At 65.7% G+C, this 19813-nt stretch carries 19 protein-coding genes; 4 read left to right on the forward strand and 15 right to left on the reverse strand.

Going from position 1 to position 19813, the window contains the following annotated elements:
• Positions 1 to 179: 179 nt before the first annotated feature.
• From purT to IRZ77_RS23460, 5 genes are all read right to left on the reverse strand, one after another.
• Positions 180 to 1361: a formate-dependent phosphoribosylglycinamide formyltransferase gene (gene purT, locus IRZ77_RS23440; RefSeq protein WP_025337909.1), complete on the reverse strand. Its 1182-nt coding sequence runs from the start codon at positions 1359 to 1361 to the stop codon at positions 180 to 182.
• A 76-nt stretch (positions 1362 to 1437) separates the two neighbouring features.
• Complete coding sequence (locus IRZ77_RS23445) at positions 1438 to 1905, reverse strand: VUT family protein (RefSeq protein WP_003252131.1); 468 nt, start codon at positions 1903 to 1905, stop codon at positions 1438 to 1440.
• A 97-nt stretch (positions 1906 to 2002) separates the two neighbouring features.
• Positions 2003 to 2203 (reverse strand): DUF1289 domain-containing protein, encoded by a 201-nt coding sequence (locus IRZ77_RS23450; RefSeq protein WP_085600530.1) that lies wholly within the window; start codon positions 2201 to 2203, stop codon positions 2003 to 2005.
• The gene (locus IRZ77_RS23455; protein ID WP_015269134.1) at positions 2196 to 2720 is read right to left on the reverse strand and encodes a gamma carbonic anhydrase family protein; all 525 of its coding nucleotides are present in this window, start codon (positions 2718 to 2720) and stop codon (positions 2196 to 2198) included. Before IRZ77_RS23455 ends, IRZ77_RS23450 begins: the two co-directional genes overlap by 8 nt.
• 44 nt (positions 2721 to 2764) lie before the next feature.
• Positions 2765 to 3364, reverse strand: a complete 600-nt coding sequence (locus IRZ77_RS23460) for a CoA pyrophosphatase (RefSeq protein WP_003252125.1) — start codon at positions 3362 to 3364, stop codon at positions 2765 to 2767.
• 124 nt (positions 3365 to 3488) lie between these two features.
• Between IRZ77_RS23460 and IRZ77_RS23465 the strand changes: the two genes are divergently transcribed.
• The 4 genes from IRZ77_RS23465 (at position 3489) to IRZ77_RS23480 (ending at position 11014) form a co-directional block, all read left to right on the forward strand.
• Positions 3489 to 4040, forward strand: coding sequence for an NUDIX hydrolase (locus IRZ77_RS23465; protein WP_196174501.1), 552 nt, complete (start codon positions 3489 to 3491; stop codon positions 4038 to 4040).
• Between the two features lie 22 nt (positions 4041 to 4062).
• The gene (locus tag IRZ77_RS23470; RefSeq protein ID WP_085600534.1) at positions 4063 to 4617 is read left to right on the forward strand and encodes a L,D-transpeptidase family protein; all 555 of its coding nucleotides are present in this window, start codon (positions 4063 to 4065) and stop codon (positions 4615 to 4617) included.
• Between the two features lie 160 nt (positions 4618 to 4777).
• Complete coding sequence (locus IRZ77_RS23475) at positions 4778 to 6460, forward strand: ShlB/FhaC/HecB family hemolysin secretion/activation protein (protein ID WP_196174502.1); 1683 nt, start codon at positions 4778 to 4780, stop codon at positions 6458 to 6460.
• Positions 6461 to 6487: 27 nt separating this feature from the next.
• The gene (locus IRZ77_RS23480; RefSeq protein ID WP_196174503.1) at positions 6488 to 11014 is read left to right on the forward strand and encodes a hemagglutinin repeat-containing protein; all 4527 of its coding nucleotides are present in this window, start codon (positions 6488 to 6490) and stop codon (positions 11012 to 11014) included.
• A gap of 103 nt (positions 11015 to 11117) precedes the next feature.
• Here the strand turns inward: IRZ77_RS23480 and IRZ77_RS23485 are convergent, their stop codons facing one another.
• From IRZ77_RS23485 to gspD, 10 genes are all read right to left on the reverse strand, one after another.
• A complete protein-coding gene (locus tag IRZ77_RS23485) occupies positions 11118 to 11777 on the reverse strand; it encodes a general secretion pathway protein GspN (RefSeq protein WP_085600540.1) in 660 nt (219 codons plus the stop codon).
• Complete coding sequence (gene gspM / locus IRZ77_RS23490; RefSeq protein WP_196174504.1) at positions 11774 to 12160, reverse strand: type II secretion system protein GspM; 387 nt, start codon at positions 12158 to 12160, stop codon at positions 11774 to 11776. Before gspM ends, IRZ77_RS23485 begins: the two co-directional genes overlap by 4 nt.
• Complete coding sequence (gspL, locus tag IRZ77_RS23495; protein WP_196174505.1) at positions 12157 to 13233, reverse strand: type II secretion system protein GspL; 1077 nt, start codon at positions 13231 to 13233, stop codon at positions 12157 to 12159. Before gspL ends, gspM begins: the two co-directional genes overlap by 4 nt.
• A complete protein-coding gene (locus IRZ77_RS23500; RefSeq protein WP_196174506.1) occupies positions 13230 to 13901 on the reverse strand; it encodes a type II secretion system protein in 672 nt (223 codons plus the stop codon). The genes gspL and IRZ77_RS23500 overlap by 4 nt, the downstream gene beginning before the upstream one ends.
• 236 nt (positions 13902 to 14137) lie before the next feature.
• Positions 14138 to 14506, reverse strand: a complete 369-nt coding sequence (locus tag IRZ77_RS23505; RefSeq protein ID WP_046617218.1) for a type II secretion system protein GspI — start codon at positions 14504 to 14506, stop codon at positions 14138 to 14140.
• The gene (gene gspH, locus IRZ77_RS23510; protein WP_196174507.1) at positions 14503 to 14940 is read right to left on the reverse strand and encodes a type II secretion system minor pseudopilin GspH; all 438 of its coding nucleotides are present in this window, start codon (positions 14938 to 14940) and stop codon (positions 14503 to 14505) included. Before gspH ends, IRZ77_RS23505 begins: the two co-directional genes overlap by 4 nt.
• 3 nt (positions 14941 to 14943) lie before the next feature.
• Positions 14944 to 15378: a type II secretion system major pseudopilin GspG gene (gspG, locus tag IRZ77_RS23515; protein ID WP_013971171.1), complete on the reverse strand. Its 435-nt coding sequence runs from the start codon at positions 15376 to 15378 to the stop codon at positions 14944 to 14946.
• A 17-nt stretch (positions 15379 to 15395) separates the two neighbouring features.
• Entirely contained in the window at positions 15396 to 16598 is a 1203-nt protein-coding gene (gene gspF, locus IRZ77_RS23520) for a type II secretion system inner membrane protein GspF (protein ID WP_196174508.1), read from the reverse strand.
• A gap of 3 nt (positions 16599 to 16601) precedes the next feature.
• The gene (locus tag IRZ77_RS23525) at positions 16602 to 18050 is read right to left on the reverse strand and encodes a GspE/PulE family protein (protein ID WP_085600546.1); all 1449 of its coding nucleotides are present in this window, start codon (positions 18048 to 18050) and stop codon (positions 16602 to 16604) included.
• Positions 18050 to 19813, reverse strand: a complete 1764-nt coding sequence (gene gspD, locus IRZ77_RS23530; protein WP_178081776.1) for a type II secretion system secretin GspD — start codon at positions 19811 to 19813, stop codon at positions 18050 to 18052. Before gspD ends, IRZ77_RS23525 begins: the two co-directional genes overlap by 1 nt.

The following is a 19813-nucleotide window of genomic DNA, read 5'->3' on the forward strand; positions in this document are numbered from 1 at the left end:
GCACGGGCTTCGCCCGTGTTCGCGGGCAAGCCCGCTCCCACAGGGATCACGCCAGCTTTTAGAAATTGAGCAAGACAGTTGCTCCCACAAGGCCTCCACAGCCCTCAAGCCTTGTGCAGTTCCTGTGGGAGCTGGCTTGCCGGCGAAAGGGCCGCAACGCGGCCCCTTACGATCCCGGATCAGAACTCGACCTTGACCGCCTGCGAAGCACGGGTCGCCTTGGCACGCGCCGCTTCGACCGACTCATCACGCGCCAGGCACACGCCCATGCGGCGGGTACCGTTGATTTCCGGCTTGCCGAACAGGCGAATGGCGGTGTCCGGCTCACTCAGCGCCGCACCCAGGTTGGCAAAGCTGGTCTGCTGCGACTGCCCCTCGGGCAGGATCACCGCCGAAGCCGAAGGGCCGAACTGGCGCACTACCGGAATCGGCAGGCCAAGAATGGCGCGGGCATGCAGGGCAAACTGCGACAGGTCCTGGGAAATCAGGGTCACCAGGCCAGTGTCATGCGGGCGTGGCGAGACTTCGCTGAACCACACCTGGTCGCCCTTCACGAACAGTTCCACGCCAAACAGGCCACGACCGCCCAGGGCATCGGTGACCGCCTTGGCCACCCGCTGCGACTCGGCCAGGGCCTTGGGGCTCATGGCCTGCGGCTGCCACGATTCCTGATAGTCGCCCTTCTCCTGGCGGTGGCCGACAGGCTCGAGGAAGGTGGTGCCGCCGACGTGGCGCACGGTCAGCAGGGTAATTTCGTATTCGAAGTCGATGAAGCCCTCGACGATGACCCGGCCTTTGCCGGCGCGGCCACCTTCCTGGGCGTAGTCCCACGACTTCTGCAGGTCGGCATCGCTGCGCAGCAGGCTCTGGCCCTTGCCCGACGAGCTCATCACCGGCTTGACCACGCACGGGTAGCCGACATCGGCCACGGCCTTGGCGTAGTCTTCATAGGTGTCGGCGAAGTGGTACGGCGAGGTAGGCAGGTCCAGCTCTTCGGCGGCCAGGCGGCGGATGCCTTCGCGGTTCATGGTGAGCTGGGTGGCGCGAGCGGTCGGCACCACGTTGAAACCTTCGTTTTCCAGCTCGACCAAGGTGGCGGTGGCGATGGCTTCGATTTCAGGGACGATGTAGTGCGGCTTCTCGGCCTCGATTACCGCGCGCAGGGCCACGCCATCGAGCATGTTGACCACGTGGCTGCGGTGCGCCACCTGCATTGCCGGGGCATTGGCGTAGCGGTCGACGGCGATCACTTCGACGCCCAGGCGCTGCAGCTCGATCACCACTTCCTTGCCCAGCTCGCCACAGCCGCAGAGCAGTACACGGGTCGCAGTGGGCGACAATGGGGTTCCGATACGGGTCATTTCAGGTCCTCGAAGGCGTCCGGGGCCGCACCAGGCTTGGCGCCGCCCGCTGAAAAAGGACCGCTATTCTACACCATCAACCCGCCACGGCGGCCCGCCGGGCGCGAAATGCCATGGCCAGCCATACGGCGGTGACACCGGCGAATTTCGATGCCATGGCGGTGCCGATCACGGCTGGGGTCAGGGCGCCGATCATGCCAAAGAAGATGAAGGTGTCCACCGGGATGCTCAGCGCCGAACTCAGCCACAGGCGGTCGCGCAACGGCCGGCGGGTGATGCTGAACACCAGCCAGTCGATCAGTTCGGAAATGAAGAACGCGGTGGCGCTGGCCAGGGCGATGGCCGGCTCCGAAGTGACATAGGACAGCACCAGCGCCGCCAGCATGGCGACCAGGGCGCCATGGCCGAAGCGGGTCTGCACCATGTCGCGCAGGATGAACACCAGGCCGCCCCAGGCAGACCAGATGATGTCCAGGTGTGGCGCGCTGGAGAAGGCGTAGTTGATCAGCACTACGCTGCTGATGTAGGCAATCAGATAGAACATGGCGGGTAGTCTGTGGGCAAGCCGCACAGATTACCGCTGGCTTCATCGGCAGGCAACGGTACTCCCTGTAGGAGCGGCGATGAAGCCGACAAGGTGTCTAGCATCCAATAATCAGGCCGGCAGCTACTGCCCTTTCATGGCACAGCTTCAGCACCGCCCGGCGCTCGTCGTTGTCCATTCGCCCCCAACGGCTGATTTCCGCCACGGTTCGCTGGCAACCGGTGCAGATATCCTGCTCGTCCAGCGCACAGATACTCACGCACGGCGAGGCCACCGGCCGCTCCACCACATCACTCATCGTCTACCACCAACTCCCGTGCATAACGCTGGGCATTGTGCACGTAATGCGCGGCACTGGCTTCGAGCATGCGCTTCTGCTGTTCGGTCAGCTCGCGCACCACCTTGCCCGGCGAGCCCATCACCAGCGAACCGTCGGGGATCTCCTTGCCTTCTGCAATCAGCGCATTGGCGCCGATGATGCAATGCTTGCCGATGCGCGCGCCATTGAGGATCACCGCATTGATGCCTACCAGGCTGTAGTCGCCCACCGTGCAACCATGCAGCATGGCGTTGTGGCCAACGGTCACGCCTTTGCCCAAGGTCAGCGGCGAGCCCATGTCGGTGTGCATCACCGTGCCATCCTGCACGTTGCTGCCCTCGCCAATGTCGATCAGCTCGTTGTCCCCGCGCAGCACCGCGCCAAACCACACGCTGGCATCGGCCTGCAGGCGCACCTTGCCGATCAGCGTGGCGTTGGGTGCGGCCCAACTGGTGGGGTGGCTCTCGACCCGCAGGTCGCCCAGGCGGTATTTCATGCTTGCTCCTCAGGCTGCAACGCAGACGACGGGGTTGGCCCCGCTCAGTTTTCGATGTAACGCTCAGGGGGCTGGTGCAGGCTGATGCCGGCATCGAACAGCAGGTTGACCAGTTCGACGATCATGATCGCCGACAACCCCCAGATCTTGTATTCGCCATAGCGATAGCTGGGCACATACCAGCTGCGCCCCTGATAATCGATACGGTGGGTATGGTCGCGCGGGTCCTGGCGAAAGAACTCCAGTGGCACGGTGAATACTGCCGCGATCTCGGCATCATTGGCACGGTATTCGACAAAATCAGGGATGAGGCCGACGAATGGTGTCACTTTCAGGCCGTGCAGCGAAATCAGCGGGCTGAGTGGGCCGATCACTTCCACAAGGCCTGGCGGCAGGCCGATTTCTTCTTCCGCTTCACGCAACGCGGTGAACACCAGGTCCGGGTCTTCCGGGTCGCGGCGGCCACCGGGAAAGGCCACTTCTCCGCCGTGGGTGGACAGGCCCTTGGCGCGCAGGGTCAGGACCAGTTCGGGCGCTTCGCTGCGGGTAATGGGCAAGAGGACCGCCGCTTCGGGGAACCGCCGGTCGGTTTCCAGTGATGCGGGTTGGTGGTTGCTCATTCGGCGAAGTAGCTCGTCCAGCATTGCGCACGCTCGTATCCAAGGCCTGCCTTGCATGATGCACCAAAGGCGCGAAGCACCCAAGCCCCGTGCGCTTGCGGCAGCACGGCCGGCGCGCCAAGATAGCCCAGAGCAAAAGGAACGACACATGAAATTCTGCAGCGCGTGCGGCCAGCCGGTCACTCAGCAGATCCCCGAGGGCGACAGCCGCCTGCGGTATGTCTGCGAGTTTTGCCAGACCATCCACTACCAGAACCCCAACATCGTCGCCGGCGTGTTGCCGACCTGGGGCAGCCAGGTGCTGCTGTGCCGGCGCGCCATCGAGCCACGTAGCGGTTTCTGGACCCTGCCTGCCGGTTTCATGGAGAACGGCGAAACCCTGGACCAGGCCGCCCGTCGCGAAACCGTCGAGGAGGCCTGCGCCCGGGTCGGCAGCATGAGCCTGTACCAGCTGTTCGACCTGCCGCACATCAACCAGGTGCACGTGTTCTTCCGCGCCGAGCTGGCGGACCTTGATTTCGCTGTCGGAGTCGAAAGCCTGGAAGTGCGGCTGTTCGAGGAACATGAGATACCGTGGGGCGAGCTGGCTTTCCGCACCGTCACTCGCACACTAGAATGCTACTATCGCGACCGCATCGGGCAGCACTACCCCATAGGCCATGAATACCTGCCGCCGATGAACGTCTCGCCCATTACCTAGAAGCCTTCAGGGATACCGTTACATGCGCTGGTTGTTTGCCCTTTTCTGCCTTTGCGTTACCTCGGTGTCCCAGGCGGCCTTCACCGAGACCATCATCCGCAAGCCCCAGCCGGCAGCGCAAACACCTTCGCCTTCGCAGCAGGCCATGCAACCGCTGATCGACAAGGTACTGGTGATCAAGTCCGAGCGTCGCCTGCAGTTGATCAGCCGTGGCGAGCCGCTGAAAACCTACCGCATCTCGCTGGGCAAGCAGCCCAAGGGCGCCAAGGAGCGCGAAGGCGACAAGAAAACCCCCGAGGGCCTGTACTGGCTGGACTGGCGCAAGCAGAGCGACCGCTTCAACCTGGCCATGCACATCAATTACCCGAATATCACCGATGCCGCCCGTGCCTCCCGTGAAGGGGTGAGTGCCGGCAGCATGATCATGATCCATGGTACGCCGATCAACGACGAGTATCCGGAGTGGTACTTCCACACCCTGGACTGGACGGATGGGTGTATTGCCATGCGCAACCGCGACATGCAGGAAGTGTGGGACCTGGTGCGGGATGGCACGTTGATCGAAATTCGGCCCTGATAGCGGGCCTTTCAACTGATGCTGTAGGAAGCTTCCCACCATCAGGCAAGAACGCGCCTTACAAGCGCTTAGGCTGGGTACTGCATCCAGGCGAACCCCTTAATTTTTAGCATCCACGCAGACGAGTACGAGATCCGTACATCATTTGCGGGGTGCTTCAATGCCGTTCCACATTCACCGCGCCACCTGCTGGGCACTCACCTGCTGCCTGTCCGGTTTGCTGGCCGCGCCCCAGGTGCTGGCCAACGACCCCGCCAGCCAGCAACTGCGCGATCAGCAGCGCGGTCTGCAACAGCTGGAACAGCAACAGCGGCTGGAACGCTGGCAGCGTCAGCCCGCCCCGGCAAAAAAAACCGACACTACCGCCCCCCTCCCGCACGACCAGCGCTGCTGGGCCATCAGCGGCGTACGCGTGGCCGGCAACCGCAAGCTTTCCGACTCGGCGCTGACGCCAACCCTTCGCCGGTTCGTCACCCCGTGCATGGACATCGCGGAAATCAACGGGCTGCTTAAAGCCATCACCCAGCGCTATGTGCAGGCCGGTTACCCGACCAGCCGGCCTTACCTGCAGCAACCACCACAAGACGGCGCACCGCTGGACTTGGTCATCGTCGAGGGGTTCGTCGAGTCCATCGAACTGGCGGGCCCCGATTTGCCCCTGTCCCTCTCAGGCGCCTTTCCCGGCCTGCTCGGGCAGCCACTGTACCTGCCAGACCTGGAACAAGGCCTCGACCAGCTCAACCGCCTGCGCGCTTATGACCTGTCCGCAGCCTTGCTGCCCGGCGAACTGCAGGGCGGCACCCGAGTTGTCGTGCAGCCGCGCAAGGTGGCCTCGCGCGGGCACCTGGACAGCCGCTTCGACAACCGCGGCAGCGACCTGACCGGGCGTCATCGCCTGAACCTCGGCTTCGGTCTGGACAGCCCGCTGGGCCTCAATGATGACCTGCGCCTGTCGCTGAACGGCACGGTGCTCGACGCGCCTGGGCAAAGCCAAGGCGTCTCGCTGTACTACAGCATCCCCTACGGCGCCTGGGCCTTCGCGCTCAGCGCCAGCGAGCTGCGTTACGAGGCGCCGCTCCCCCACAGCCGCCAGGTAGCAGACGGCAGCAGCAGCTACCAGGGCCTGAGCGTCGAGCGGGTGCTGTGGCGCAACCAGCAAGGCATGCTCAGCGCCAGCGCCCGGCTGGACCGCAAGCAAATGGTCAACCGCAGCGCCGGCGCGGTGATCGTCCAGCAGAGCCCCACCCTGGTCTCCGTGGAAGCGGGTATCAACCTGCTGTGGCTGGAAACAGGCCTGTGGAATGGCTACCTCGGTGTCGCCCAGGGAATCGACGCCTTTGGTGCCGACCGCTCGCCGTTGGGAGCAGAACGCCTGCGCCCGGATTTTCGCAAGTACCGCGCCAACCTGCTGCACCTGCGCCAGGGCCCGGCCAGCCACCCATGGCGCTGGCAGAGCGAACTGGCTCTGCAATACAGCAGTGACCCGTTACCCGCTGTCGAGCAGTTGCTGGTCAGCGACGATTCGGCCGTGCGCGGGTTTCGCCTGCGTACCTACTCCGGTGCCAGCAGCGCCGTCTGGCGCAACACCGTCAGTCAGCCGCTACCGGAAGGCTGGACCGCTCCCCTGCAAGTACGCCCCTACATCGGCCTGGACCTTGGCTGGACCCGCAACGCCGAAGGCAAGCCTTCACAACGCCTTGCCGGGACCACCGCCGGCGCCGAACTGAGCCTGCCCGGCAGCCACCTGCGCCTGGGCTACCAACGCGCGCTGTATGCCAGCGACCTGCCCCGCCCGCTGCTGGAGCCTGGCTTCTGGGTGGTGGAACTGGCCCTGAACATCTGATTCACCCACAACAAAGAGAACGAGAACATGCAAACACTCTCGCAGTCACCGTCTACCCGCCCGGACACCTTGCGCTGGGCCATCTTCCTCGCCCTGCTCGGGCCCGGCACCGCTCTGGCCCAGGGCGGCCTTACAGCAACCAACGGCCCCGGCGGCACACCGGTCATCAACGATGGGCATGGCGTCCCGGTCATCAATATTGTCGCGCCAAACGCCAACGGACTGTCGCATAACCAGTTCCTCGACTACAACGTGGATCGCTCCGGGGTGGTTCTGAACAATGCCACCCAGGCCGGGCAGTCGGAATTGGCCGGTGCCCTGGCGGCCAACCCGCAATTCCAGGGCCAGGCGGCCTCGACCATTCTCAACGAGGTGGTCAGCCGCAACGCCTCGCTGATCGAAGGGCCGCAGGAAATCTTCGGCCGCCCGGCCGACTACATCCTGGCCAACCCCAATGGCATCACCCTCAACGGCGGCAGTTTCATCAACACCACACGCGCCGGTTTCGTGGTGGGCATCCCCGAGTTCGAGGGCCAGCAACTGAAGTACCTCGACACGATCAACGCCAGCGGTACCCTGCAAGTGCTCGAGGGCGGCCAGCGCAACCCCAACGGCGCCCTCGAACTTATTGCCCCACGTGTAGACAGCAAAGGGCTGCTGATGGCGCGCAACTCCATCGATATCACCGTCGGTCGCAACCGCATCGACAGCACCAGCGGCGAATTTCTCGAACACCTGCCGGGCACTCCGTCCAGCATCGATGCCAGCCTGTTCGGTGCCATGCGCGCCGGGCGCATTCGCGTGGTGAGCACCGCAGAAGGTGCCGGTGTGCGTGTGGGGGCATCGCAGCTGCTGGGTATCGACGGGGTCGACATCCAGTCGGCCGGCGCCCTGCAGGTCAGCGGCAAGGCCGACAACCCCGTCGAACTGTACAGCGAACAGGGCGATCTGCGGCTGACCGCTGCCGATGACCTGACCCTTGAAACCGTCGATGGGCAAGCTCGGCGAATCGAGGCCAAGGCCGGCAAGAAGCTCACGCTGGACGCCACAACCCGCGAAAACATCGAACGCGACAGCGACAGCTGGAACAAGAAGTTCCTGTTCGTCACCCGCGAAACCTACAACCGCGAAACAACCACCACCCATCAGCAGCAACAGGGCAGCAGCTTGCAAGGCAAGGACGGCGTGCTGCTGCAATCCGCTGACGACATGCGCCTGGTGGCGGCCAAGGTGGATGCTGGCAATGAGCTGACCCTCGACAGCGGCGCCAACCTGGCCATCGCTGCCGGCATCGACAGCCAGCACACCGAAGAGCAGGTTCGCCACCGCAAGGACTTGTGGCGCGGTGACAGCGATACAGACCAATTCAAGGAAACCGCACAAGGCAGTGCGCTACAGGCCCAGCGCATGACGCTGAAGGCCAGGAATTCCGTCGATGTGAAGGGCAGCAGCCTGCAAAGCCGCGGCGACATGGCGATCGAAGCCAAGGAGGCAAACATTGGTACCACCGCCCTGCAGGAGCGCGGTACCCGGCGCGACTATCGTGGCGACCTGGTATCCGGCACCTTCTTTGGCGACCGCAAGGGTAACGACAGCGAAGGCCAGGCCGTTGCCGGTAGCAGTGTCACGACGGACGGCAAGCTGGCCGTGACAGCTGACCAGGTGGCCATCAAGGGCAGTACCGTGCACGGCAAGAAGGACGCGCTGCTCTACAGCACGAAAGGTGCACTGGCCATCGAAGCCGACCATGGCCGCACCACCTCCACCGACCGTACCAGCGACAGCAAGCTGTTCGGCCTGATTGGCAGCGACCACGAGAGCACCGACCGTACACAGCAGGTACTGACCAGCGACGTCGGCTCGGCCACCAATCTGCGCCTGGCCAGCGCCGAGGAAATGCGCATCCAGGGCGCCAAGGTCGCAGCGGGCGGGCACCTGCAGGTAGAGGCCAAGGGGGACCTGCTGATTACCAGCGCGCAAGCGGTTGACGAGCGCGAAACCCGCAACCAGCAACGTGGTTTCAGCACCAGCGCCAAGCAGACCCAGGAAGCCGAGGATGGCAAGCCAGAGTCCCGGCAGTACTCGGCCGGCATTGCCTATGATGTCGCCACCACCAGCAGCAGGCAGCGTGCCACCAGCCAGGTTGTCAGTGAGCTCGAGGGCACTTCGGTGAGCCTTGGCAGCAAGGCTCACCTGCAAGTCAACGGCGCCACGGTGAAGGCCGCCGCAGGCGACCTCGATATGCAGGCTCGAAAGGTGACCCTGGGTGCAACCCGCAATGACCATGACACCACCACCAGCACCACCCACAGTGGCGGCGGTTTGACAGTGACCGGCGGCATCGACCGGCTGGGCAGCTTGTTCGAAGGCCATCACAACCGCCAGGTGCAGGCCGAACGCGACAGCAAGGTGCAACGCAGCACATTGCAGGCCAGCGGCGACCTGAAGATTACTGGCGATGAACTGGTCACCGAGGCCGCACACGTCAAGGCTGGCAACGCACTGCAAGTAACTGCCAAACGCATAGACAACCGCGCGGTACAGGATACCGACGAAACTGAACAAAGCCGTGGCGACTGGTCGGGCAGCCTCGGCGCCAGTGTCGAGTACCGCGACCTTACTCGCCCCATCGAACGCCTGGTACTGGGCGAAGAAGCTGCGCGCTTCCAGCAAGCCTCCCCCGAAGACGCCATGGCGCCACCCAGCGTTGGCGCCGACATGACCGTGGAACACCTCAAGCGCCTGGAAAACCAGCGCCGCGGCTTTGCCCAGGTGAGCGAGTTGTCCGGGGCCAAGGTCGAAGTCAAGGCCGAGAACATCACCGACCAGGGCACCGCCTGGCGCGCCAACGCTGGCAAGCTGCAGATCGAGGCCCGGCAACACCAGATGCAGGCAGCCGAGAACACCCAGGAAAATACCGTGCAACGCCTGGCCTACGGCGGCGATGTGCGCCTGGACACCAGCACCGGCGAAGACCTGAATGTGCGCGCCGCCGGCAAAGGCGGCTCGCTGGACAAGAAGGACACCGCCAGCAGCGCCGTCCCCGGCAGCCTCTATGGGCAACAGGGCATCCAGGTGCAACTGGGCAGCTCTGGTCGTTATGAAGGGACGCGCATCGATGGCGGTGAAGGCAGCGTGGTCATGAGCAGCGCCGGTTCGCTGGCATTGCCACAGGCAAATGATCAGGCCGAACAGCAGTCCCGCCAGCTCGACGGCAATGCCTGGGCCAAGGTCGGCAACCGCCCGGGCAGCACCGGAGTCGAAGGCCGAGGCTACCTCGACCACGGGCAGAGCCAGAGTACACAGCGCAAGGCTCAGGTGGCGCAGATCGACGCCAAGGGCCAGGTAAAGCTGAGCAGTGGCGGCGACCTTGTGCTCGAAGGCACCCGCATTGGCAGCCGCGAGGCCAAGACCGGCGACATTCAACTGCAAAGTGGCGGTCGGCTGCAGGTCAAGGCGGCCAGCGATACCCAGAACGCTACCGGCGCCAAGATGGGCGGCGGCGCGGAGCTGGCGGTCAAGGCTGGCAACATCACGGGCGGCGCCATCGGCGGCCACTTCAGCCATGGCAAGCAGGACGAAGAGGCACGCCAGGCGGTGAATGCCGCGTTCGCCAGCAACGGCACACTGAAGCTGGGCAGCAGCGCCCGCGAGGATATCGCCCTGCACCTTGAGGGCCTGCAGGCCTCGGCCGAACAGATAGCCCTCGACGCATCGAATGGCGGCATGCTGGTGGAAGCATCGTCCAGCCAGGAGCGGCGTGACAACCTCGACATCACCGCCGGGGCCGGCTTCGACATGGCCGAGGGCGCGCTGGACACCCGCGGTCTGCATGGCCGCCTCAAGGTGGACCTCGACAAGCGCGACAACCTCACCTGGAATGCCAGCGACCTGCGCGCCGAGCGCATCGACCTGCAAAGCCGTGGCGATACCCGCCTCGAAGGCGTCACCCTGGAAACGGGGCGTATCAAGGGAGTGATCGACGGCGACCTGCGCATCGCCAGCCGCAAGGACAACGTCAATACCTTGAGCGTGAAAGGCGATGCCCGGCTGAGCCAGGAGAAAAACCCGCGGGGCTACGTCAACGCGGCCACTTCGGTGGCAGGGCCGCTGGGGAGCAAGGTTGAGAAGAAAGCTGGCTCCGTGCTGAGCAAGGCAGACCCGGGGCTTTCGCCCACCTTCCGCCTCGACGTGTCGCACGCACAGCGCGACAGCGTAGGCCAGCAGGCCACGCTCAAAGGTAGCGACGGTATCGACCTGCAGGTCGGCGGCAATGCCCACCTGGTGGGTGCACGCCTGCAGTCGGCCAAGGGCGATGTGGTGCTCGACGCCAACTCGGTTACCCGGGAAACACTTAGCGGTAACGACTATCGTCGGGATGTGTCGATCGATGCGTCCAACTCACCGGTGGACTTGGGCACGGCGATGGCCGAGCTAGCCAAGGGCAAGGGTGCGGCGGATGGGGAAAATGCACTGGACCTGGGGTTGTTGAGGACCAGTGGGCACAATCGCAGTGAGCAGTGGGCTTCGAGTGTGCAGGGCAAGAAAAACTGAAGCAGGCGCCACGCTGGAGGGCACGGGCTTCGTGCCCTCTTTCAGCATTTGGGCCAGACAGTTGATTGGTTGTAGGAGCCAGCTTGCCGGCGACAAAATCTATTTACCAGCGCAAGTCCCGCTGCCCTGCCAGCGCCTGCGGCCCAAGCCACTGCACACCACGCAGCAAAGGCGTCAGCGCCGCCTCCGGCTGCAACTTGACCATCACCTGCGCCCGGCGCGCTGGCAGGTCGGCATCCACGGCCAATTCATGCTGCCCCTGCTGCACCAACTGCCCGCGCAGGTGCCAGCCGCTGCGGCAGTCCATTTCCAGCCAGCCCTGCCCCAAGCCCAGTGACCAGGGCTCGCTCAAGGCAAGGTCGGTTACCGTCATGCGGCCTTCGCTGGCACGGCATTGCCGCCCTGCCCCCTGCATCCGCAACGTGCCCTGCCACTGGCCGGCCAAGCGGTAGTCCGTCGCCACCGTCGCCTGCGCGCCCATGGCCGTTGCCTCCAGCCGCCAGCGCCATGGCCAGCCTTCGGCGCGTAACTGCCAGGCCTGGCCCTGGAAGCCCAGCTGCGCGTTCGCCTGCAAGCGCCAAGGCTGCACCGCCCAACGCAATGGCCCGACCGGCCCCAGCTGCTGCGCCTGGCCCTGCCACAGGCTGCCGCTGACCTCACGCGCTGGCAGGCCTATCCCGCGCACCACCCAACTGGCCGGCAGTTCCACCAGCAATGTCACGGCGAAAACCGACATCACCCACGCGCCACTTATTCGGCTCATGGCCGCACCACCAGGTCGAAGTGCAAACCCTTTTCATGCTGTTCCAGCCCCCATTGCAGTGGCTGAGCACCTTCTGCACGCAGGCTTTGCAACCAGCCTTGCAGCACTCGCTCGTCGGCCACCTGCCCACGCAGTTGCCAGGCCTCGCCCTGCGCATCGACCTCCGCCAGTTCGATCTGCCGCGCCTGGGCCGACTGGCGCAGCCGCTCCAGGTTCAACCCCGGGCCGCCTTGCAGGCCTACGGCCTGTTCGGCCAGCCCGCGCCAGTGGCTGAGCTCGCGCCATTGCGCAAAGCCTGCACGCACGGCCAGGAACGCCAGCAAAAGCGCAATCAATGCCCAGGCGAACTTCAAACGATGATGCTGTATCCAGTCCCGGTTCATGAAGCTGCTCCCAGGTCGAACACCACTTGACCGTCCTGCACCTTGACCGAGGCCCCGGCAGCTGTCGCCATGTCGCTCCATGGCGGTGTACTACCCTCGCCCTCCAGCCGCAGGTGCCAGCGCTGGCCATCGAAGCGCACCGCTTGCAGACGCCAGCCGGGATGATCACGCAGCCAGGCCTGCAACGCCGTCTGCAGGCCTTCGAGCTGGCGCGTGTGCAGTTGCTGCTGCAGTTCACTTTCGCGCAGGCGCTTGAGGGCCTGCGCAGCGTGCCGGGGGCTGGCCTGCTCACCGGTCACTGCGATGACCTGGCTGCGCCAGAGTTGCGCCTGGGCCCATTGCTTGCTCAACCACAGCCCGCCCCAGACGGCAGCCAGTACCAGGCAGGCAGCGAGCAGCCGTTGCTGCGGCCGGGACACCACCGGCAGCGAGCGCACCTTGCGGGTACGCTCGAACAGGCCGGGCAGTGTATCGAGCGGTGCCAGCGTACTGGGCCAGTCGCCGCTCAGCGAAACCTTTTGCAGCTCCGCCCACGGTTGCTGTGGCACCTCGCCCAATGCATCCGGCCAGGCCAGCCAGTGCTCCTGCCTGTCTTCGGCCAGCCCTTTGTACAAATACATGTCGGGTGTGCGCTGCCATTGCCAGGCATGTCCCACCTCGGGGGGCGGCAGCAGCTGTAGTTCGGCCCAGCACCGTGCCACCTGCAAGCCCCATTCGGCGCACTGCCCGCGCCAGTCGTCCAGTTGCTGACGGGCTACCACCAGCAACCGAAGGTGGCCGGGCTCACGAGCCAGGCAGGCACATGTCACTTCGTCGACGGCCTGCAGCAAACGGTCTTCGAGCAATAGCGGCCATTCTTCACGCTTGAGCCCGGGCGGTGCCGGCACGCGGAAATAGCTGCAGGCCTCGGCGGGCAGGATCAACGCCACACTGGCCTGCAGATTTGCCGGGGGCTCGCCCTGCCCATGGCGTTGCACGAGGCCGCCCTCGACCAGCGCCCAGTGCCAGACAGCGCCCGGTCGCAGCAACAGCCACGTCCGGGCCGGGTTGCGCCGTCCCCATTCAAACTTCATGAGCGCCCCCACGGGAGGGCGAAGGTGCAGACATAGGGTGCTCCATCACGCTGCAGTTCAAGACGCACGCCACGGCCGGGGTGCGCAGGTTGGTCGGAAGGCCAGGCCTGCCAGCGGCCGCCCTGGTAATAAAGAACATTCATGGCGCTGACCCGGTCGAGCCGCTCGCGCTGAACCCAGCGGGGGGCGGCTGCGGCATAGAGGTCGGCCGAGCTTTCCAGCAGCAGGCGCTGCTCACGCGCCTCGAAGCGCAGGCGCTGGCGCTGCAGGCGCGAACCGCCTTCGGCTTCCGGCATGCCGGTAATGGCGACCCAGAGCAACTGGTTGCTTGCCGGTTGCCAGTCCAGCCAGCGGCTTGCCAAGGGCAGGCGCTGGTCGTATACACGGCGCATTACCGGGCTGTCGAAGCGACGCTCCAGGGCCAGGCAGAAGTCCAGCACCGAGGTTTCGTGCGTGGTGGCCTGCAGGCGCTCGCGAACCTTGAGCCAGCCGTTGACCAGGGCGGCGAGCATGATGCCGAGCACAACAGTAAGTGCCAGGGCGACCATCAGCTCGATCAGGGTAAGGCCGGCCTGGCGGTGCTTGCTCGGCTGGGTCCAAGGCCGACGGGTATGCGCCCTCTCTGTGGGAGCGGGCGCGCCCGCGAACACCGGCGAAGCCGGTGCCATACACCGAGTCGCCGGCTTCGCGGGCATGCCCGCTCCCACAGGGGCAGCACAAGCTTCACGATCTCTGTAACTCATGGCGGATCCAGGGGCAGGCACCGGCGCGGGGTGGAACTGGGTCTCTGTGGGAGCGGGCGCGCCCGCGAACACCGGCGAAGCCGGTGCCATACACAGAGTCGCCTGCTTCGCGGGCATGCCCACTCCCACAGGGGCCGCGCAAGCTTCACGGTTTCTGTACCTCATGGCCGCTCCAGAAACACGGTGTACTGGCCTAGCGGCAGGCGCTGGTCGCGGTCGGCGAACAACAGCAGGTCGCCGCGGCGCAGGTCGCGTACGCCGGTGCGGCGTAGTTGCAGTTGCCAGTGGCAGCGCTGGCCGCCCTGGCTCAGCTCACCGCCAACCTGGTTTTCCGCCGGCCAGTACTGCTCGACGGCAAAGCGGGTTTGCAGTTCTCGCGCGCATAGCAGGCCAAGGCGGTGTTGCTGGAGGTTGTCCTGTACCGCCAGACGTTGGCGCAAAACCTGGCTGGTGATCACCGCCAGCACCGCGGCGATCGCCAGGGCTACGGTCACCTCCAGCAGGGTAAAGCCACGCTGATGCCGCTTCATGGGGCGACCACCACCTGCAAGCGGCCATCCCGGCTCCAGGCCCATTGCTGGCTGCCATCGGCCCAGCGCCAGTGCACGTTGCCCGGTTGCGCCCAGCCGTGCGGGGTGAACAACAGGCGCGGCTGCGGGCCGGCCGGCCAGTCCGGGCGCAGGCCCTTGGGCCAATCGCCAAGGGCGGCTGCCTCGACCACCCAGCCATTATCTTCGCGCCGGACGAACTCCGGGCGCTGGCCATTCCAGCGCAGCCCGCGCAGCTGCCCGGCATGCCGGGCCAGCGCGGCCTGCGCCCGGGTCTCGCTTGCCAGCCGTTGCAGCGCCTGGTCGACACTGGCCTGGCTGTTGCCGAACCCGGCCACCGCCAGTCCGGTCATCAGCCCGGCGATGGCCAGCACCACCAGCAGCTCGATCAGGCTGAAGCCCTGCTGACGGCGCACCCGTTACAGCTCCCAGTTACCCAGGTCGGCATCCTGGCCTTCGCCGCCCGGCAGGCCGTCAGCGCCCAGCGAGTACACGTCGACCCGGCCATGTTCGCCTGGCATGCGGTACTGGTACGGGGTGCCCCACGGGTCTTCCGGCAGGCGGCGCACGTAGCCGTCGCTGCGCCAGGCCCTTGGCAGCGGTTCCTGGGCCGGCTTTTTCACCAGCGCGGCCAGGCCCTGCTCGCTACTGGGGAAGCGCAGGTTGTCCAGGCGGTACATGTCCAGCGCCTGCTCCAGGGTGGCCAGGTCGGCCATGACCTTCTGCTTCATGGCCTTGTCCTGGTTGCCCAGCACACTGGGCGCGACCACCGCGATCAGCAGGCCGATGATGAAGATCACCACCATGATTTCCATGAGGGTGAAACCGCGCTGGCGGTTACGTCGATGCTGCATGGCAGTACTCCTTGTCGTCACAGTTGCAGGCCCTGGTTGAGTTGCATGATCGGCAACAGCACCGCCAGCACGATGAACAGCACCACGGCGCCCATCACCAGGATCATCAGGGGTTCGAACAGCGCCATGGCGGTATCGACCTGGCGGGCGAAGCCGCGCTCCTGGTCGTCGGCCACGCGCTCGAGCATGTCGGCCAACGTGCCGCTGGCCTCGCCGCTGCCGACCATGTTCACCAGCAGCGGCGGAAACTGCTGGCTGGCATCCAGTGCGCGATGCAGGCTGGTGCCGCCCTGCACCTGCTGGTGCACCTGCTCCATGGCCAGGCGGATACGCCGGTTGCCGACGGTTTCGGTGGCCACTTGCAGGGCTTCGAGCAGGGCCACGCCGCTGCCGCTGAGGATTGCCAGGCTGCGGGCCAGGCGCGCGCTCTCCAGCACCTGCAGCAGGCTGCCGATATGTGGCAGGCGTAGCAGCAGCTGGTCGCGGCGCAGGCACCAGTGCGGCTTGCGCAGCAACCAGCCGCCGAGCGCGCCGAGCAACAGGGCCAGCCCCAAAAGCCAGGGCCCGGCCTGCACCAGCCCTTGGCTCAGGCCGATCAGCAGCGATGTAATGAACGGCAGGCTCTGCCCGGCATGGGCGAATTGTTCGGTGAGCTTGGGTACGACGAAGGTCATCAGGCCTACTACCACGGCAAGCGACACCCCCATCAACACGGTGGGGTAGATCAGCGCAGTACGTGCCTTGTGTTGTTGTCGTTGTACCTGCTCCAGGTGGTCGGCGAGGCGGGTCAGCACCTGGGCCAGGCGGCCGGAGCGCTCGCCGGCCTCGACCAGCGCGCAGTACAGGCCGGTAAACGGTGCCCCCTGACGCGCCAGGCTGCGGGCCAGGCCCAGGCCTTCGGCCAACGAGCCGCGCAATGCCACCAGCACACTGTGCAGGGCGGGCTGGCGCAGTTGCCGTTCCAGGGTAGCCAGGGCGTCGACCAGAGGGATGCCGGCACCGGTCAGGGTGGCCAGCTGACGAGTCAGTTCGCACAGCTGGGCGCGGCTCAGGCGCTGGCGCCGGGGTTGTCGGGTGCCGGCTTGGTGACGCTGCAAGCGGCGTGCGAACAGGCCCTGCTCACGCAACAACTGGCGGGCATGGCGTTCGCTGTCGGCCTGCAAGCTGGCCTTGTGGGTCTTGCCGGCGAGGTCGACGGCCTGGTAGCGATAGGTCGGCATGGCTCAGCCCTGCACCACGCGCAGTACTTCGGCCAGGCTGGTCTCGCCACGGGCCAGGCAGTCGCTGGCCATCGCCACCAGGCTCTGCCGGCGTCCGGCCAGGTAGTCCTGCATGACCAGTTCACTGGCGCCGTCGTACAACAGGCCGATCAGCCCGGCATCCAGCTCGATGAATTCATACAGGCCCAGGCGCCCGACATACCCGCTGCCCTGGCACTGCTCGCAGCCAACCGCGTGGTAGCTGCTGCCCAGCGCCGCCAGCTCGGGCCACAGGTCGCGTTCCGCCGGCTGCAGCGGGTGCGCCACGGCGCAACTGCACAAGCGCCGCACCAGGCGCTGGGCCAGTACGCCGCGCAGGCACGAGGCGATCAGGAACGGTTCGATGCCCATGTCGCGCAGGCGGGTCACCGCGCCCACCGCACTGTTGGTGTGCAGCGTGGACAACACCAGGTGGCCGGTGAGGCTGGCCTGCACGGCGATCTGCGCGGTCTCCTGGTCACGGATTTCGCCGAGCATGATCACGTCCGGGTCCTGGCGCAGGATAGCGCGCAGGCCGCTGGCAAAAGTCAGCCCGGCACGCGGGTTGATGGCAGTCTGGCCGATGCCGGCGATAGCGTATTCCACCGGGTCCTCGACAGTGAGGATGTTGCGGCTGCCGTCGTTGAGGCTGTTGAGGCTGGCATACAGGGTAGTGGTCTTGCCCGAACCGGTGGGCCCCGTGGACAGCACGATGCCGTTGGGCCGTGCCAGGCAACTGCGCAGGCCCTGCAACACCGCCGCCGGCATGCCCAGGTTGCCCAGCGCCAGCAGGCTGGCCTGCTTGTCGAGCACGCGCATCACCACCCGTTCACCGTGGATGCCGGGCAGGGTCGAGACCCGCACATCCACTTCGCGCCCCGCCGCACGCAGGGTGATGCGGCCATCCTGGGGCTGACGCTTTTCGGCAATGTCCAGACGGGCCATGACCTTGATCCGCGACACCAGCATGGCCGACAGCGCACGCGGTGGGCGCAACACTTCGCGCAGGTGGCCATCGACCCGCAGGCGCACCACCAGGCTCTGCTCGAAGGTTTCTATATGAATGTCCGAAGCGCGCAGGCGCAGGGCCTGGCCGAACAGGCCGTTGATCAGGCGGATCACAGGGGCTTCGTCGTCGCTTTCCAGCAGGTCCTCGATGCGCGGCATTTCGCTCATCAGGCTATCCAGGTCGACCTGGTCGCCAATGCCTTCGATCAGCGCCTCGGTGGCAGCATCGCCGGCCTGGTACAGCTGGCCGAGGCGTTCGTCGAACAGTGCAGGCTCCAGGTATTCGAGCAGGCTGGGCTGGCCGTGCACGCGCAGCAGCTCCTGCAATTGGGCGCTGTCGGCATCAGGCCGCAGCCACAGCTGCCAGCCCTGCTCCGCCGGGGCCATGGCTACCCCGCTCTGCCGTGCCTGGCGATAAGGCAGCATCACCAGTCACCGCCTTCCAGCCGTGCGCGGCTGGAGGGGAACACTTGCAGCAACGGCGTAGCGTTTTGCCCATCCGCCAGGGCGGGCAACTGCAGCGGCGTGGTCTGCTGCAAGGTGCGGTACTTGTCTTCGCTGAGCCCGGCCAGGCTCGGCCCGTCACGCAGGATGCGCGGGCGGATGAACACCATCAGGTTCTGCTTGGTGTTCTTGGTGGCGTCGGAGCGGAACAGCCGGCCCAGGTAAGGGATGTCGCCAAGCAGCGGCACACGCTGGTCGCTGGTGCTCAGTTCGTCGCTGATCAGGCCGCCGAGGATCACCAGGCCGTTGTCCTCGACCATGACCTTGGTCTTGATCTCGCGCTTGTTGGTGATCACGTCGCTGGCAGCCGTGGTGTCGGCAATCGACGACACTTCCTGGACGATGTCCAGGCGCACGCTGTTGTCGATGTTGATCTGCGGCTTGATGCGCAGCTTCACCCCGACTTCCTTGCGCTCGATGGTCTGGTACGGGTTGGCGTTGTTCTGCGTTACCGATCCGGTGACGAAGGGCACTTCCTGGCCGACCAGGATCGACGCCTCGGCGTTGTCCAGGGTCAGCAGGGTTGGCGTGGACAGCAGGTTGAAGCCGCTCTTGCCTTTCAGCGCGTTGACCAGCATGGCGAAGTTGAAACCGCCGCCGAAATGGCCGATACCCGCCATGGCGCCGGTGGTGCTGGACAGCAGGTCGCCAAGGGCCTCGTTGTCGCCACTGGCGGCGGCCCCGGCGATGCTGGCGATATTTACCCCGTTGCTGCCGAAATTGACGATGCCGGCACCGAACTTCTCGTCAGCGAACAGCCACTGCACGCCCAGCTCCTGGGCGCTGCTGTCGGACACCTCGGCGATGATCGCCTCCACGACTACCTGGGCACGGCGGATGTCCAACTGCTCGACGATGGCGCGGTAGGCGGCCAGCTCGCTGTCGGGGCCGACCATGACCACGGCGTTGGTGCCCTCTTCGTATTCCAGGCGGATGCTCGAGCCGCCGGCGGCGGGTACTACAGGCCTGTCCTTGCCCTCTGCATCGCCCGCACCTTCAGAGGGCGTCATGCCTTCCTGGCTGAGCCCGCGCAACACCTTTACCACTTCGCCCGCATTGGCATGGCGCAGGTAGATGACCTGGGTACTGCCGGTGCCTGGTGCGTCCTGGGGGCGGTCGAGCTGGCGCAGCAAGCTGGCGATACGTTCCAGGTTGCTGCGCCAGTCGGTAACGACCAACTGGTGCGCCGCCGGATAAGGTGTGATCACACCGACCCGTGGGTCGATCAGGGGCTTGAGAATGCCCAGCACCTGCTCGCTGGCGGCATTGCGCACGTTGAATACCCGCGTAGCCACGCTGTCGCTGCCTTCCCCCTGCTGCCCTCCCGCCTCCACCGGCACAGGCTCCAGGCGAGCAGCCTGGTCGGGAACGATCTTCACGCTGCCGTTGGGCAGGTCGACAGTGGCGTAGCCCTGGGCGCGCAGCTGGGCCAGGAAGATGTCGTAGATGGCATCGGCGTCGTGCAGGTCGACGGTGCGTACGGTGACCTTGCCCTTGACCCGGGGGTCGACGATGAAGGTGGTGCCGGTGATGCGTGACACGCTGTCGATGAACTCGCCCAGTTCGGTGTCGACGAAGTTCACCTCGTACATAGGCGTGCCGTTGTCATCGAACACCGGCTCTTCAGCACAGGCCATGGAGAGGGCCAGGCTCAGCGCGGCCGCCACGCAATATCTGACAGGCAT

This window comes from Pseudomonas pudica, from assembly GCF_015680405.1.
Taxonomy (GTDB): Bacteria; Pseudomonadota; Gammaproteobacteria; order Pseudomonadales; family Pseudomonadaceae; genus Aquipseudomonas; species Aquipseudomonas pudica.